Origin of the sequence: Amycolatopsis sp. NPDC004079 (assembly GCF_040610415.1) — a bacterium.
GTDB lineage: Bacteria > Actinomycetota > Actinomycetes > Mycobacteriales > Pseudonocardiaceae > Amycolatopsis > Amycolatopsis halotolerans.
Genome location: NZ_JBEXMH010000008.1, coordinates 43,291 through 58,755 on the forward strand (window position 1 = coordinate 43,291; position 15,465 = coordinate 58,755).

At 70.8% G+C, this 15,465-nt stretch carries 13 protein-coding genes; 5 read left to right on the plus strand and 8 right to left on the minus strand.

Annotation, left to right across the window (positions count from 1 at the left end; genetic code table 11):
* Position 1 precedes the first annotated feature (1 nt).
* Complete coding sequence (gene tal / locus ABZX37_RS11285; protein WP_354738364.1) at positions 2 to 1,111, minus strand: transaldolase; 1,110 nt, start codon at positions 1,109 to 1,111, stop codon at positions 2 to 4.
* An 18-nt stretch (positions 1,112 to 1,129) separates the two neighbouring features.
* Positions 1,130 to 3,229, minus strand: coding sequence for a transketolase (gene tkt, locus ABZX37_RS11290; RefSeq protein WP_354738366.1), 2,100 nt, complete (start codon positions 3,227 to 3,229; stop codon positions 1,130 to 1,132).
* Between the two features lie 428 nt (positions 3,230 to 3,657).
* Between tkt and ABZX37_RS11295 the strand changes: the two genes are divergently transcribed.
* From ABZX37_RS11295 to ABZX37_RS11305, 3 genes are all read left to right on the plus strand, one after another.
* The gene (locus ABZX37_RS11295) at positions 3,658 to 4,638 is read left to right on the plus strand and encodes a heme o synthase (protein ID WP_354738368.1); all 981 of its coding nucleotides are present in this window, start codon (positions 3,658 to 3,660) and stop codon (positions 4,636 to 4,638) included.
* Positions 4,639 to 4,811: 173 nt separating this feature from the next.
* Positions 4,812 to 7,061 carry an AAA family ATPase gene (locus ABZX37_RS11300; RefSeq protein WP_354738370.1) on the plus strand — a complete coding sequence of 750 codons (2,250 nt, stop codon included), beginning with the start codon at positions 4,812 to 4,814 and terminating at the stop codon, positions 7,059 to 7,061.
* Positions 7,062 to 7,070: 9 nt separating this feature from the next.
* Complete coding sequence (locus tag ABZX37_RS11305; RefSeq protein WP_354738372.1) at positions 7,071 to 7,577, plus strand: FKBP-type peptidyl-prolyl cis-trans isomerase; 507 nt, start codon at positions 7,071 to 7,073, stop codon at positions 7,575 to 7,577.
* 123 nt (positions 7,578 to 7,700) lie between these two features.
* Here the strand turns inward: ABZX37_RS11305 and ABZX37_RS11310 are convergent, their stop codons facing one another.
* On the minus strand, positions 7,701 to 8,672 hold the full coding sequence (locus ABZX37_RS11310; RefSeq protein ID WP_354738374.1) for a quinone oxidoreductase: 972 nt from the start codon (positions 8,670 to 8,672) through the stop codon (positions 7,701 to 7,703).
* Between the two features lie 92 nt (positions 8,673 to 8,764).
* Here ABZX37_RS11310 and ABZX37_RS11315 point away from each other — a divergent pair, with 92 nt between their 5' ends.
* Together ABZX37_RS11315 and ABZX37_RS11320 are read left to right on the plus strand one after the other, a co-directional pair.
* The gene (locus ABZX37_RS11315) at positions 8,765 to 9,082 is read left to right on the plus strand and encodes a hypothetical protein (protein ID WP_354738376.1); all 318 of its coding nucleotides are present in this window, start codon (positions 8,765 to 8,767) and stop codon (positions 9,080 to 9,082) included.
* Positions 9,079 to 9,942, plus strand: a complete 864-nt coding sequence (locus tag ABZX37_RS11320) for a hypothetical protein (RefSeq protein ID WP_354738377.1) — start codon at positions 9,079 to 9,081, stop codon at positions 9,940 to 9,942. The genes ABZX37_RS11315 and ABZX37_RS11320 overlap by 4 nt, the downstream gene beginning before the upstream one ends.
* Here the strand turns inward: ABZX37_RS11320 and ABZX37_RS11325 are convergent.
* The 5 genes from ABZX37_RS11325 to mptB form a co-directional block, all read right to left on the minus strand.
* Complete coding sequence (locus ABZX37_RS11325; protein ID WP_354738379.1) at positions 9,939 to 10,880, minus strand: acyl-CoA desaturase; 942 nt, start codon at positions 10,878 to 10,880, stop codon at positions 9,939 to 9,941. The genes ABZX37_RS11320 and ABZX37_RS11325 overlap by 4 nt on opposite strands.
* 104 nt (positions 10,881 to 10,984) lie before the next feature.
* Positions 10,985 to 11,956, minus strand: coding sequence for a COX15/CtaA family protein (locus tag ABZX37_RS11330; RefSeq protein ID WP_354738381.1), 972 nt, complete (start codon positions 11,954 to 11,956; stop codon positions 10,985 to 10,987).
* A 148-nt stretch (positions 11,957 to 12,104) separates the two neighbouring features.
* Positions 12,105 to 12,893, minus strand: coding sequence for an ABC transporter permease (locus ABZX37_RS11335; protein ID WP_354738383.1), 789 nt, complete (start codon positions 12,891 to 12,893; stop codon positions 12,105 to 12,107).
* Complete coding sequence (locus ABZX37_RS11340; RefSeq protein WP_009075909.1) at positions 12,890 to 13,816, minus strand: ABC transporter ATP-binding protein; 927 nt, start codon at positions 13,814 to 13,816, stop codon at positions 12,890 to 12,892. The genes ABZX37_RS11335 and ABZX37_RS11340 overlap by 4 nt, the downstream gene beginning before the upstream one ends.
* 6 nt (positions 13,817 to 13,822) lie before the next feature.
* Positions 13,823 to 15,451, minus strand: coding sequence for a polyprenol phosphomannose-dependent alpha 1,6 mannosyltransferase MptB (gene mptB / locus ABZX37_RS11345; RefSeq protein WP_354738673.1), 1,629 nt, complete (start codon positions 15,449 to 15,451; stop codon positions 13,823 to 13,825).
* Positions 15,452 to 15,465 lie beyond the last annotated feature (14 nt).

Consider the following 15,465-nt stretch of genomic DNA (forward strand, 5'->3'; position numbering starts at 1 on the left):
TTCAGCCCCTCGCTTTGTTCAGCTGCCCGGTTACCGTGTCCAGCAGTTCCTGCCAGGACTTCTCGAACTTCTCGACGCCTTCGGTCTCCAGCGTCAAGAACACGTCCGGCACGTCGATGCCTGCTGCCGACAGCTTGTCGAAGATCGCCTGCGCCTGCTCGCCCTTTCCGGAAACCGTGTCGCCGGTGATCTCGGCGTGGTCGGCGACCGAGTCCATGGTCTTCTCGGGCATCGTGTTCACGACGTCCTTGACCACGAGCTGGTCGACGTACCGGGTGTCGGAGTAGGCAGGGTCCTTCACGCCGGTGGAGGCCCACAGCGGACGCTGCGCGTTCGCGCCGGCTTCGGCGAGTGCCTTCCACTGGTCCGTGGCGAACAGCTTCTCGAAGGCCGAGTACGCGAGCCGCGCGTTGGCGATGGCTGCCTCGCCCAGCAGGGCCTTGGCCTCGTCGGTGCCGATCGCGTTCAGCCGCTTGTCGACCTCACTGTCCACACGGGACACGAAGAACGACGCCACCGAGTGGATGCCCTTGAGGTCGTGGCCGTTGGCCTTCGCCTGCTCCAGGCCGGCGAAGAAGGCCTTGATGACGGCCTCGTAGCGCTCGACGGAGAAGATCAGCGTGACGTTGACGCTGATGCCCTCGGCGAGCACGGCGGTGATCGCGGGCAGGCCCTCTTCGGTCGCCGGGATCTTGATCATCACGTTCGGCCGGTCGACGGTCTTCCACAGGTCCTTGGCCTCGGCCACCGTCTTCTCGGTGTCCTTCGCCAGGCGCGGGTCCACCTCGATGGACACGCGGCCGTCGACGCCGTTCGTGGCGTTGTACACGTCGCGGAACAGGTCCGCGGCGTTGCGCACGTCGGTGGTGGTCAGCTCCCGGACAGTGCCGTCGAGGTCCGCGCCGCGGGCGGCGAGGTCGTTGACCTGCGCGTCGTAAGCGGCACCCTTCGACAGGGCGTTCGCGAAGATCGTCGGGTTGGTGGTCACGCCGACGACGTGCTTGTCGCGGACGAGCCCGGCGAGGTTGCCCGATTCCAGGCGTTCCCGCGAAAGGTCGTCCAGCCAGATCGAGACGCCTGCTTCGGAGAGCTGCGCGAGTCGGTCAGTCATGAGTGCACTCCCTTCAATTCAGTTCTTGGTGTTGGCGATCGAGCGGCGGGCGGCGTCGACCACGGCTTCGGCGGTGAAGCCGAACTCGCGGAACAGCGTCGCGGCGTCGGCCGAGGCGCCGTAGTGCTCGATCGAAACGTTCTCGCCGGCGTCGCCGGTGAAGCGCTGCCACGGCATCGCGATCCCGGCCTCGACCGAAACGCGGGCCTTGACCGACGGCGGCAGGACCGCGTCCTTGTAGTCCTGGTCTTGCGCGTCGAACCACTCGACACACGGCATGGAGACCACGCTGGTGGGGATGCCGTCGGCCTCGAGGGTCTTGCGTGCCTCGACGGCCAGCTGGACCTCGGAGCCGGTCGCCATCAGCACGACCTCCGGGGTGCCGTTGGACGCCTCGGCCAGCACGTAGCCGCCCTTCTTGACGCCCTCGGCGTTCGTGCCCTCCAGCACCGGCACGTTCTGCCGGGTCAGCGCGAAGCCGGACGGGTGGTGCACGTCCTCAAGAACGGCCTTCCACGCGTACGCGGTCTCGTTGGCGTCCGCCGGGCGGACGACGTTGAGGCCCGGGATGGCGCGCAGCGCGGCGACCTGCTCGATCGGCTGGTGCGTCGGGCCGTCCTCGCCGAGACCGATCGAGTCGTGCGTCCACACGTAGATGACCGGGGCCTTCATCAGCGCGGCGAGCCGGACCGGCGGGCGCATGTAGTCGGAGAAGGTGAGGAACGTCGCGCCGTACGGGCGGGTGCCGCCGTGCAGCGCGATGCCGTTGAGGATCGAGCCCATCGCGTGCTCGCGGATGCCGAAGTGCAGCGTGCGGCCGTACGGGTTGGTCTTCCACATGTCGGTGCCGGCCTCGGCCGGGCCGAACGAGTCGGCGCCCTTCATGGTGGTGTTGTTGCTCTCCGCGAGGTCCGCGGAACCGCCCCACAGCTCGGGCAGCGGCTCGGCCAGCGCGTTGAGCACCTCGCCGGAGGCCTTGCGGGTGGCGATGCCCTTGGCGTCCGGCTCCCACGACGGCAGGTTGTCCGCGAAGCCCTCGGGCAGCGTGCGGGTGGACAGCCGGTCGGCCAGCTTCTTGCGCTCCGGGTTCGCCGCGGCCCACGCCTCGAAGCGCTCCTGCCACTCGGCGCGCTCCTTCTCGCCGCGCTCGATCAGCTGGCGGGTGTGCGCGAGAACCGCGTCGTCGACGTCGAAGTTCTTCTCCGGGTCGAAGCCCAGCGCCTTCTTGACGCCCGCGACCTCTTCCGCGCCCAGCGCCGCGCCGTGCGCCTTGCCGGTGTTCATCTTCGTCGGGGCCGGGTAGCCGATGATCGTGCGCAGCTGGATGAACGACGGCCGCCCGGTCTCGGCCTGCGCCGCCTTGATGGCCGCCTCGATCGCGACGACGTCCTCGCCGCCCTCGACGGTCTGCACGTGCCAGCCGTAGGCCTCGTACCGCTTCGCGACGTCCTCGGACAGCGCGATGTTGGTGTCGTCCTCGATGGAGATCTTGTTGTCGTCGTAGAAGACGATCAGGTTGCCCAGCTGCTGGCGGCCCGCGATGGACGAGGCCTCGGAGGTGACGCCCTCTTCGATGTCGCCGTCGGAGGCGATCACGTAGATGTGGTGGTCGAAGATGCTCTCGCCGGCCGGGGCGTCCGGGTCCAGCAGACCGCGCTCGCGCCGGGCCGCCATCGCCATGCCGACGCCGTTCGCGAGACCCTGGCCCAGCGGGCCGGTGGTGGTCTCGACGCCCTTGGTGTGCCGGTACTCCGGGTGGCCCGGGGTCTTGGAGCCCCAGCGGCGCAGCTGCTCGAGGTCTTCCAGCTCCAGGCCGAAGCCGGCCAGGTACAGCTGGATGTAGAGGGTCAGGCTGGAGTGGCCGGCGGAGAGGACGAACCGGTCGCGGGCGGGCCACTCCGGGTCGGCCGGGTCGTGCCGCATCGTGCGCTGGAACAGCGTGTACGCCAGCGGCGCCAGGCTCATCGCAGTGCCCGGGTGTCCGCTGCCGCAGTTTTCGACGGCGTCCGCGGCCAGTACGCGGGCGGTGTCTACGGCGCGGGTGTCGGTCTCGGTCCAGTCGGCCGGCACATTGCGCCGGAGCAAGGGGTTGGTCTCGCTGCTAGAGGTTTCGGACACTGAACTCGAACTCCTGCGTCGGTGAAGTGGTGGCTGTATTCCGTGCGTGCCGCTCAAGTGCTGCGGTGTGCGCCCTCAGTTATCTCAATCGATCCCGAAGGGACGATATTCCTGCTGGCGGCGCTGTGCAGGCGGAGCGAGCGGCCCGACGCTGTCACCCTAGTGCGTACGCGTGCGCGCGAGCGCGGGCGACAGCCCCGCGGGTGAGGTGATCCTGCCCGCCTGTCCTTCCCCGGCTACCCGTCGCGGGCCTTCGCGACTCGCGGGGCGACGTGACGGACGAGACATCGCCGGGCGTGTCCCGGACCCGCGGGCGTCGAGCCCATCCGCCACGTCTAACATCGATCGCGGGCCAGGCACGGAAGTTCTCACACAGCACCACCTGTTTCTTCCGGGCCGCCCGGCCCAGGACTGACTCAGGGAGAGAAATGTCGTTGGTGAACGCTGCGCACGGACGCAGTGAAGACACCAGCGCCGTACCCCCGGACGGCGGACGGCCGAGCGGGGCCCGGCGAAGCTTCCGCCAGGTGGCCGGCGCGTACGCCGCGCTGGCGAAGCCGCGCGTGATCGAGCTTCTCCTCGTCACCACGATCCCCGCGATGTTCCTCGCCGGGCGCGAGGTGCCGAACCCGTGGCTGGTGGTCGCGACGCTGGTCGGCGGCACGATGGCAGCGGGCAGCGCGAACGCGCTCAACTGCGTGATCGACAGCGACATCGACAAGGTCATGAACCGCACCAAGCGGCGTCCGCTGGTGAAGGACGCGGTGCCGCGGCGCAACGCGCTGATCTTCGGCCTCGTGCTGGGCGTCGCCTCGTTCGCCGTCCTGTACTTCACGGTGAACCTGCTGGCGGCGGTCCTCGCGATCGCGACGATCCTGTTCTACATCTTCGTCTACACCCTCGGCCTCAAGCGGCGGACGTCGCAGAACGTGGTCTGGGGCGGGGCCGCGGGCTGCATGCCGGTGCTGATCGGCTGGGTCGCGGTCACCGGGACCGTGCAGTGGCCGGCGTTCGTGATGTTCGGCGTGATCTTCTTCTGGACGCCGCCGCACACCTGGGCGCTGGGCATGAAGTACCGCGACGACTACGAGCGCGCGGGCGTGCCGATGCTTCCGGTCGTCGCGACCGCCGAGCACGTGGCCCGGCAGATCGTCATCTACTCGTGGGTGATGGTCGCCTGGACGCTGCTGCTGCTCCCGGTCACCAGCTGGCTGTACGCGACCTTCGCGATCCTCGCCGGCGGCTGGTTCCTCTTCTACGCGCACCGGCTGCAGGCCGCCGTGCACCGCGGCGAGGAGACCAAGCCGATGGCGCTGTTCCACCGGTCGAACACGTACCTGATGATCGTGTTCGTCGCGCTGGCGGTCGACTCGGCGATCGGCTTGCCGGTCCTCGGCCTCCCGTTCTGACCCGTTCCGCCGAACGCCCCAATGTGGCATTGGGTGCGTGAGACGCACCCAATGTGGCGTTCGGTGCGTCAGATGCACCCAATGCCACATGGGGGCGCTGGCAGGAATGGCCCGGGATCCTCGCCGGTTGCACTCTTCCGGCCCCGATCCCGACCTGAAAGCAGGACCTTTCCTTGCCCGAGGAACCGGCCTACGAAGCCGAGCTGCGCCGCGAACAGGCCTACACCGACGCACTGTTCGCGAAGCTCGACTCCGAACGCACCCAGACCCAGCGCCGGCTGGACGAGACCCTGCGCCAGACCGGCGGGACGCCGCAGGCGCGGACCGAACGCGAAGCCGCCACGAACCTGCACAGCGACCGGCTCGCCCAGCTCGGGTCGGTCGAGCAGGGATTGTGCTTCGGGCGGCTGGACTTCGTGCCGGGCAGCGCCTCCGAAGACACCGAGGAGACCGCCTACATCGGACGGCTCGGCCTGTTCGACGAGGACGACGACTACCGGCCGCTGCTGATCGACTGGCGCGCCCCGGTCGCGCGACCCTTCTACCTCGCCACCGCCGCGTCGCCGGACGGCGTGCGCCGCCGCCGGCATCTGCGGTCGCTGAGCCGTCGCGTCACCGGCTTCGACGACGAGATCCTCGACCTGACCGCCGCCGACCAGGGCCAGGATCTCGGGCTCGCCGGCGAGGCCGCGCTGCTGGCCGCGCTGGAGCGCCGCCGGACCGGCGAGATGGCCGACATCGTCGCCACCATCCAGGGCGAGCAGGACCGGATCATCCGCGCGCCGCTCGGCGGGGTGATGGTCGTGCAGGGCGCGCCGGGCACGGGGAAGACCGCGGTCGCGCTGCACCGCGCGGCGTATCTGCTCTACACGCACCGCCAGCAGCTGACCACGCGCGGCGTGCTCGTCGTCGGCCCGAACTCGACCTTCCTGCGCTACATCGGCCAGGTGCTGCCGTCGCTCGGCGAGACCGGCGTGCTGCTGTCGACCATCGGCCAGCTGTGGCCGGGCTTGGACGCCGACGGGGTCGAGTCTCCGGAAGCGGCCGAGGTGAAGGGCCGGCTGGTGATGGCCGACGTGCTCGCCAAGGCCGTTCGGGATCGGCAAGGTGTACCCGATCCGGTGATCGAAATCGAGCACGAACGCGAGATCCTCAAGCTCGACCGGAAGACCTGCGCGCAGGCCCGCACCCGGGCACGGCGTTCGCGCCGGCCGCACAACCTCGCGCGGCGACTGTTCATCTCCGACGTCCTCGACGCGCTCACCCGGCAGGCCGCCCGCGCGTTGGGCGAGGACCTGCTGGACGCGCAGGACGTCCAGGACATCCGCGCCGAACTGACCTCGAGCCCCGCGGTCGCTGCCGCGCTGAACTCGCTGTGGCCGAAACTCACCCCGGGAGGCCTGCTCGACGACCTGTTCGCCGACCGCGAACACCTCGATCGGGCGGCGGGCGACCTGCTGTCCGAAGAGGACCGCAAGCACCTGGAGAGCGGCCGCACCACGAAGTGGACGCCCGCCGACGTGCCGCTGCTCGACGAACTGGCCGAACTGCTCGGCACCGACGATTCCGAGGAGGAGGCCGAGGACAAGCGTCGCGAACGCGTCGAGCGCGCGTACGCCGAGGGCGTGCTGGACATCCTGGACCAGGACGAGGAAATCCAGGACGAGGAGGTCCTGCGGGTGTCCGACGTGCTGGACGCCGAGCTGTTCGCCGAACGGCAGCAGGCGCGCAGCCAGCTGACCGCGGCGCAGCGGGCCGCGCAGGACCGGACGTGGACGTTCGGGCACGTGATCGTCGACGAGGCGCAGGAACTGTCCGCGATGGACTGGCGGCTGCTGATGCGCCGCACGCCGAACCGGTCGATGACGCTGGTCGGCGATGTCGCGCAGACCGGGGCCGCCGGGGGAGCGCGGACGTGGGACGAGGTGCTGTCGCCGTACGTCGCGGACCGCTGGCGGCTGGAGCAGCTGACAGTGAACTACCGGACCCCGGCGGAGATCATGGCGGTCGCGGCGGGCGTGCTCGCCGAACTCGACGTGGACCTGGCCGCGCCGGCGTCGGTGCGCGAGACCGGGGTGCCGCCGTGGGGCGTGGAAGTCGCTTCGCTGGACGCGGAACTGCCCGCGCTGGTGGCCGCCGAACTGTCCGCTGTGGACGGTGGGACCGTGGCGGTGCTGGTGCCGGGCGGTCGCCTGGACGAGGTGCGGAAGCTGCTTCCCGAGGACGAGCGGCTGAGCGTGCTGACCGTCGACCGTTCCAAGGGGCTGGAGTTCGACGGGGTCGTGCTGGTGTCGCCGGACGAGATCGTCGCGGGCTCGGCGCGCGGGCTCAACGACCTGTACGTGGCGCTGACCAGGGCGACGCAGCGGCTCGGCGTCGTGCGGACTGGTCCGGCGGTGCCCGCGCTCGGCGGCCTTGGTTAATCTTCCGCCATGCAGAACATCGGCAGGACAGCTGTCCTCGGCGCGGTCGCGGCTGTCGCCGCGTTTGGCCTCACGGCCTGCGGCGGCGACAGCAGCGCGGCCCCGAGCCGCGAGTGCACCGCGGACGACATCAAGACCACCGGGAACTTCGGCCAGCCGCCGACGATCACCATCCCGGACGACTGCGCCCCGCCGAAGAAGCTGCTCACCAAGGACCTCTCGGCGGGCACCGGGAAGGCCGCGGCCGCCGGGTCGAAGCTGTCGATGAACTACCTGGTCGTCACCTGGTCGAACAAGAAGAAGCTCGACAGCTCGTTCGACCGCGGCGAGCCGTTCGGCCTCGACCTCGGCGCCGGACAGGTCATCGACGGCTGGGACCAGGGTCTCGTCGGCGTGAAGCAGGGCGGCCGGCGGCTGATGATCATCCCGCCCGCCCTCGCCTACAAGGACGGCGGACGCGGCATCGCGCCCAACGAAACGCTGGTGTTCGTGACCGACGCCCTCTCGGTCGGCTGAGCTTTCCGGCCGTGCGGCGTCCTCGCCGGTCTTCGTTGGCTTTGCGGACGCTGCGCGAGCCGTCGTGCCCGGCCGCGAACAGTTCGCTGGTGTTCGCGGCCGGCGCGCTGCCGGTGTGCTGAGTCAGGGGATCAGCAGCAGCTTTCCGGTCGTCCGGCGTCCCTGCAGGTCCTCGTGGGCCTTGCGGGCGTCGGCGAGCGGGTAGCGGCCGCCGATGCGGACGTTCAGCGAACCGTCCTGCACGGCGGCGAACAGTTCGCTGGCGCGCCAGTCGAGTTCCTCGCGGGTGCGCAGGTAGTGGCCGAGCGTCGGGCGGGTCAGGAAGAGCGAGCCGCCGGAGTTGAGCCGCTGCGGGTCGATCGGCGGCACCGGGCCGCTGGCCGCGCCGAACAGCGCCAGCGTGCCGCGGATCTTGAGGCTGGCGAGGCTGCCGTCGATGGTGCTCTTGCCGACGCCGTCGTAGACCGCTGCGACGCCCTCGCCGTTGGTCAGCTCGCGGGTCGCGGCGGCGAAGTCCTCGCGGTCGTAGCGGATCACGTGGTCCGCGCCGGCGCCGCGGGCCAGCTCTGCTTTCTCGTCGGTGGACACCGTGGCCAGCACTCGCGCGCCGCGCGACTTCGCCAGCTGCACCAGCAGCAAACCGACGCCGCCGGCCGCCGCGTGGACGAGGATGTCGTCGCCCGCTTGCACTTCGTAGGTCGAACGCACCAGGTAGTGCGCGGTCAGGCCCTGCAGCATCGTGGCCGCGGCGGTCTCGTCGGACACGCCTTCGGGCACCTTCACCGTGGCGCTGGCCGGGACCACAGCGCGCTGGGCGTAGCTGCCGAGCACGCCCTGCCAGGTCACGCGGTCGCCGGGAGCGAATTCGGTGACGCCCTCGCCGGTCTCCATGACCGTCCCGGCGCCCTCGGAGCCGAGGACGAACGGCAGGTCGATCGGGTAGATGCCCTGGCGCTGATAGGTGTCGATGTAGTTGACGCCCGCGGCGGCGAGGTCGACCAGCAGTTCGCCCGCGCCGGGCGGGCCGGGCTCGATCTCGGCCAGTTCCAGCACTTCCGGGCCGCCGGTCCGGGTCACCTGCACTGCGGTCGGCATGGTTCCTCCTCGAGATGTGCGCGTCTGGCGTCCACTATGGCCGAGAACACGGTCGGGCCGCGGGGGCGGGGGTCTCGGGTTAAGCTCCGGACGTGGCTGAGGAGACCGAAAACACGCCGACCGCGCCGACCGCCCGCCAGCTGGCCTCCGCCCGCGGCTTCGTGGCGAAGCACGGCAAACCGGCGCGCGCCGTGGTCGAGAACATCGGGCTGGCCGGCGCGCGGGTCGTGCTCGTGGGCCCGGACGGGGCGATGGGCGACGTGCTGGTCGCCGGGGTCGAGACCGGTGCCGCGCTGGTCGAGCAGGTCGACGACCTCGAGGCAGCGGAGTGGGACAGCGAAACCGTGAAGACGGTCAAGATCGGTGCCGCGCACCGGCGCAAGATGGCCGGGCCGCGAGCGGGCCGGTGACGCGCTCGGCGATTTTCGTCGGCTGCGCCGCGCTGCCCGAGGGCGACGGCGACGAGGCCGCGGTGCTGCCCGCGCTCGCGGACCTCGGATTCACCGTGAGCTGGGCGGCTTGGGATTCGGCTGCGGACTTCGCTTCCGCGGACATCGTGGTGTTGCGTGCTGCCTGGGACTACCCCTCGCGTCGGGAAGAATTCCTCAGCTGGTGCGAAGACGTGCCCGGGCTGAGCAACTCGGCCGCGGTCGTGCGGTGGAACACCGACAAGACTTATCTGGGCGAGCTGCTCGACGCGGGCGTGCCGACGGTGCCGGTCGAGATCGTGCCGCCGGGGGAGAAGCCGCGCTGGCCGAAGAAACCGTTCGTGGTGAAGCCTTCGGTGGGCGCGGGAGGCCGCGACGCCGCCCGGTTCTCGTCGTCCGGTGCGGAGGCGGAGCGGCATCTGCGCGCTTTGCACGACGACGGGCGCACGGGTCTGATCCAGCCGTATCAGTCCAGTGTGGACACTCAGGGTGAGATCGCGGTGACGTACTTCGGCGGCGTTTATTCGCATGCCTTCACGAAATTCGCTCCGGTTGAGTCCTCAATGGACACCTCGGGGTTGTATCGCGAGGAGCGGCTGGCGGCCGCTGTCCCGGCTCCGGAGGTGCGTGCGGTGGCGGAAGACGCGCTGGACGCTGCTTGCGGGCTGCTCGGCATTTTGCGGGCGGAACTCTTGTACGCGCGGGTGGATCTGGTCCGCGGGGACGACGGGCGTCCGCTGGTGCTGGAGCTGGAGTTGACTGAGCCGTCGCTGGGTTTCCGGCACGCGGACGCGGGTGCGCCGTTGCGGTTCGCGTCTGCGGTTCGGCAGCAGTTGGCCTAGCTGGGTTCGGCGGCTGCTCGCCGCTTCGCCGCCAGCCGTTCCGCTCGGGGCCAGCGGACGTCGCTCGCCCAGCCGAACCGCTCGAACGCCCAGATCACCCGCGCCGAGACGTCCACCTGTCCGCGCAGCACGCCGTGCCGGGCGCACGTCGGGTCGGCGTGGTGGGAGTTGTGCCACGACTCGCCCATGGACAGCAGGGCCAGCGGCCAGAAGTTCGCCGCGCGGTCGCGGCTCGCGAACGGCCGGTCGCCGATCAGGTGGCACACCGAGTTCACCGACCAGGTCACGTGGTGCAGGAACGCGATCCGCACCAGACCGGCCCAGAAGAACGCCGTCAGCGCGCCCTGCCAGGTGCCGCTGAACGCCCAGCCGAGCGCGGCGGGCAGGGCGAGGCTGAGGGTGATCCACAGCCAGAAGAACCGGTTCACCAGGCGCAGGTCGCGGTCGCTGACGAGGTCCGGCGCGAAGCGGTCGGCGTTGGTGACCTCGCGCTGGAACATCCAGCCCATGTGCGCGTGCCAGAACCCCCGCAGCAGCGCGGCGGGCGACGTGCCGAAGAGCCACGGGGAGTGCGGATCGCCCTCGCGGTCGGAAAACGCGTGGTGGCGGCGGTGGCTCGCGACCCAGAAAATCACCGACCCCTGCACGGCCATGCTCCCCGCGATCGCGAGCGCGATCCGCAGCGGGCGGCTCGCTTTGAAGGCGCCGTGGGTGAAGTAGCGGTGGTACCCGACGGTCACGCCGAGCGTCGCGAGCACGTAGAAGACGGTCGCGAGGATCAGGTCGGTCCAGCCGATGCCCCACCCCCACAGCAGCGGCACGGCGGCGATCAGCGCGGCGAACGGCACGAGCAGGAACGTCTTGAGCACGATCATCTCGGCGGTCCCGCGCCGGCCGGAGAGAAGGGGTTTGCCGGTACGGGCAGGGGCGGTCGGCATGGCGGCACCTCGGGCTTCGCGGGGCTTGCGGAAAGCCGGTCGGCGACGACGGTAAGCCGCCGACCTGTCCGCCGGGCCGACGCGCAGTTACGCCCGGATGACCGTCAGTTCGCGGTGGCGAGTTCCCGCTTCTCCGCGGGCTCCAGCGACGTCACCGGACCGCGGTCGCGGGTTCCCGTCCACAGCACCGCCGTCACCACGATCACGAGCGCCGAGCCCAGCACGTGGAACGACACCATCGCCTCGGGCACGCCCAGCGCGTACTGCACCGTCCCCAGAACCCCCTGCAGCAGCGCGACAATCCACACCCACGCATACCGCTGCCACACGCTCTTAGGCGCACCGACGCGCATCAGCGTGAGCCCGAAGACCCCCAGCACCACGAGGTAAGCGATCAGCAAGCCGCTGTGGACCCGGGCCAGCTGCTCGATCGGGGCGTCGAGGCGATGCGTGTTCACGTCGCCGCCGTGCGGGCCCGCGCCGGTGACTGTCGTGCCGGCGATCAGGACCGCCCACATCAGGACTGTCAGCAGGACCAGCATCTGCCGTCCCAGTTTCGGGACCAGCGGGCGCGCCGGTTCGTCTCCTTCGCGGAACGCCTTCAGCAGCATGACCGCCAGCCACACCAGCGGCGTGGAGGCCAGGAAGTGGATCGCGACCGTCCACCATTCCAGTTTCGCCAGCACGGTCAGCCCGCCGATGACCGCCTGCAGCACGACGCCGCCGGGCATCGTCCAGGCGAGCTTCACCAGGCGCTTGCGCTCCGGGTGGTCGATCTGGATCCGCCACGCGGTGAGCACGGCCAGCGCCGCCACCACGATCACGACGCCGGTCAGCATCCGGTTCGAGAACTCGATCCACTGCGTGACCGCGTCGATGCCCGAGTGCCGCACCGGCACCAGGCTGCCCGCGACGCACTGCGGCCAGGTCGGGCATCCCAGCCCGGACCCGGTCACCCGCACCACGGAACCGGTGACGCCGATGCCTGCCTGCGTGACCACCGCGGCGATCCCGACGCCGCGCTGGACCGCGGCGGACGGATACGGCAGGCGGGCGATCAAACTGCGAAGGGACACGCGGAAAGAATACTCGCGCGCGTTTTCCCGCCTGCACGCGGCAGTATTGTTCCGGACGGATTCGCCAGCGTGCGCAAGGAATCGGGTGCGGCGGCCGTCACATTAGCGGCCTGAATTCCGCGCGATGACCGGTAATTCGATGTGGGATTCAGGTGAGTTTCGTGGTCCGCGTCGCCAGCACTCCGGCCACCGCGGCCCACACCACCAGCACCGCCGCCGGACCGAGCGGGAACTGCCCGTCCACCAGCGCCGCGCGCATGCCTTCCGCCAGCGCGCCCGAGGGCAGCAGCGAAACGATCACCCCGACCCCGGACGGCAACGCCGACGGAGCCAGCAGGATCCCCCCGGCGAGCAGCAGCACGAACCACACGATGTTCGCGAGCGCCAGCACCGCTTCCGCCCGCAGCGCGCCGCCCAGCAGCACGCCCAGCGCGCCGAAAGCGAGCGTCCCCAGGAACAGCAGCACCACCGCGGAGCCGATCCCGGCGGCCGACGGCGACCAGCCCAGGAAAGCCGCCACCACGCCGAGCACCACGGACTGCAGCGCGACGACGACCAGCGCCGCCACGACCCGTCCGGCCACGAGCAGCCAGCGCGGCAGCGCGGTCGCCGAAAGCCGCTTCAGCACGCCGTAGCGGCGGTCGAAGCCGAGGGCGATCGCCTGGCCCGTGAAGGCCGACGACATCACCGCCAGCGCGAGGATCCTCGGCGTCATCCAGTCCACTTTGGACGTCGAGCCGAGCTGGCTCGCGGGCAGGATGTCCAGCGAGCTCAGGCCGATCAGCAGCGCGAGCGGGATGATCAGGGTGAGCAGCAGCTGCTCGCCGTGCCGCAGCGTCAGCGCGGCCTCGACGCGTGCGTGCGTGCGCAGCATCCTGCCGAGCGAACCGCGGCCGGGCGCGGGGGCGAAAGTGCCTGCGGGGAACGGAGAACTCATGCGCGCAGCTCCCGTCCGGTGAGTTCGAGGAACACTTCTTCGAGCGTCCGCCGTCCGACTTGCAGTTGTTCGGGCAGTACGCCCTGTTGCGCGCACCAGGCGGTGACGGCGGAGACCACCTGCGGGTCGACCGCGCCTTCCACCAGGTACGAACCGGGCGCGGTTTCGCTGACCCGGTACCCCTCCGGCAGCGCGGCCGCGAGCAGCGTCGTGTCGAGCTTGGTGCGGGCGCGGAACCGCAGCTGCGCCGCCTCGCCCGCCTCCAGCGTCAGCGAATGCGGCGTGCCCTCGACGACGACCTTGCCGTGGTCCACGATCACCACCTGGTCGGCGAGCGTTTCCGCTTCCTCCATGAGGTGGGTGGTGAGCAGGACGCTCACACCGTCCGCGCGCAGGGCCGCGAGCAGGTCCCAGACCAGCCGCCGCGCCTGCGGGTCCATGCCCGCGGTGGGCTCGTCCAGGAACACCAGCTCCGGACGGCCGACCAGCGCGCACGCCAGCGAAAGCCGTTGCTGCTGCCCGCCGGAGAGCCGTTTGAACGGCGTCCGCTTGGCGCCGGCGAGGCCGAGCACGTCGAGCAGCCACGCCGGATCGTGCGGGTTCGCCGCGCAGGAAGCCACTAGCCGCAGCATTTCCTCCGCGCGCACGCCCGGGTACGCGCCGCCGCCTTGCGGCATGATGCCGACGCGCGGGCGGAGCCGGGAGCTGTCCGCGACGGGGTCGAGGCCGAGCACGCGCACCCGGCCCGCGTCAGGTCTGCGGAAACCCTCGCAAATCTCGACAGTGGTCGTTTTTCCGGCGCCGTTCGGCCCGAGCAGGGCCAGCAGGGAACCACGCTCCATGCGCAGGTCGATGCCGTCGACCGCGGTGGTGGAGCCGTAGCTTTTCGCCAAGCCGGAGATCTCGACGGCGGGGTTGTCCACAACGAATCACGATACGACGTCGGCGGGCGCGCGCGGTGCTGGGGACGCCGGAGGTGTCCTGGACAACAGCAGCGGCGAAACCCGGTACACGATCGCGAGCCCGCCGAGGGTCACCAGAGCGGCCGCGCCGTAGGCCCACGGCAGGACGTAGGAGCGGCCGTCGAAGGTGCCGCCGGTGGGCGGAAGCAGGAACGGCAGCCCGGCGCTGATGACCGTGGCGACCACCCGGAACCGCGACGTCCCGGCCGCCGCGGCGAGCGGGATCACCGCCCACAGCAGGTACCACGGCTGCAGGTTGATCTGCAGGATCATCGCCGCGCCCAGCGAGACGCCGAGCCCGATGATCGGCCGGTAGCGCCATTTGAAGCTGGCCCACAGGAATTTGATCGTGACCGCCGCGGTGATCACGTTGCCGAGCGTGCCGAGGATCGGCACCAGCGCGTCGGTGTGGTTGCCGAGCCCGAGCGTGATGCCGAGGACGCCGCCGAGGTTCGCGACCTCCGCGGTGGGGGAGATGAACGACCGCACCAGCCCCGGCGTGCTCGCCGTCGCGCCGATCCAGCCGAAGCCCAGCCCGGTGCCGACGCAGATCGCGGTGAGCACGACGCCGAACAGCACCGCCATCGGCGCGCCCGCCCACACCAGGTCCTTCAGCCGCCCGTGCCATCTGCGCGCGACCATCACCGACAGGAACGGCAACGCCAGCACGGCCGGGATCTTCACCGTGGCGCCGATCGTGATGATGACGACGCCGAGCGCGATGAAGAGGAGTTCGCCCTTCGCCAAGGGCGGCGGACTGTCGCCCTTCACCCGCACCGGCAGCCGCCGGATGCCGATCTCCAGCCCGGCCACCATGAGCCCGATGGCCAGCGAATCGTTGTGCGCGCCCGCGACGAAATGGAAGATCAGCAACGGGTTCGCCGCGCCGAGCCACAGCGCGGTGGCGGGCTGCACGCCGAACCGCCGGGCGAGCCGCGGCACCGCCCACACGATCAGCAGCACGCCGACCATCGCGAGGCCGCGCTGCAGCAGCACGCCGACGACGATGTTGTTGCCGCCGACCGGGGCCAGCCAGCCGCCCAGCCGCAGCAGCAGCGGGCCGTACGGGGCGGGGGTCTCGCGCCAGATGTTGGTGACGCCCGAGGTGAGCGGGTCGGCGACGCCGAGCGCCTGCGCCGGTCCCAGCTGGTAGGGGTCCATGCCGCGGTGCACGATCTCGCTCTGCGCGAGGTAGCTGTAGACGTCGCGGGAGAACAGCGGCGGGATCAGCAGCAGCGGCGCGACCCACATCGCGACGGTGCGGGCGAGCTGCCCGCTGGTGGCCAGCCGCGCGCTCGCCGGACGGGCGAACCGGGCGAGCATGAGCCAGCTCAGCACCAGGATGCCCATGCCGGAGAAGGCGATCGCGAGCGAGACCGTCGGGATTCGGATGAACAGCCGCAGCACCGGCAGGTCCTGCACCGGGTTGATCACCGGCGCGGCCCCGGCGCCGAGCGAGCCGAGCGCGAGGAACAGCGAACCGACCGTGCCGAAACGGCGGACCGCGTCGAGGCCGCGGGTCTCGGCGGCGTTCAGCGGATCGGTGCGGCGCGGGCCGACCGGGGACGCGGCGCCGGGGGCGGGGGGAGCGGCCACGGCGCCGTCAGCGT

Bases quoted from the DNA above. Each gene is read 5' to 3' on its own strand.
- ABZX37_RS11305 (WP_354738372.1), top strand. From the start codon at position 7,071: ATGCAGAACATCGGCAGGACAGCTGTCCTCGGCGCGGTCGCGGCTGTC.
- ABZX37_RS11335 (WP_354738383.1), bottom strand. From the start codon at position 12,893: ATGAGTTCTCCGTTCCCCGCAGGCACTTTCGCCCCCGCGCCCGGCCGC.
- ABZX37_RS11310 (WP_354738374.1), bottom strand. From the start codon at position 8,672: ATGCCGACCGCAGTGCAGGTGACCCGGACCGGCGGCCCGGAAGTGCTG.
- ABZX37_RS11325 (WP_354738379.1), bottom strand. From the start codon at position 10,880: ATGCCGACCGCCCCTGCCCGTACCGGCAAACCCCTTCTCTCCGGCCGG.
- tal (WP_354738364.1), bottom strand. From the start codon at position 1,111: ATGACTGACCGACTCGCGCAGCTCTCCGAAGCAGGCGTCTCGATCTGG.
- ABZX37_RS11295 (WP_354738368.1), top strand. From the start codon at position 3,658: ATGTCGTTGGTGAACGCTGCGCACGGACGCAGTGAAGACACCAGCGCC.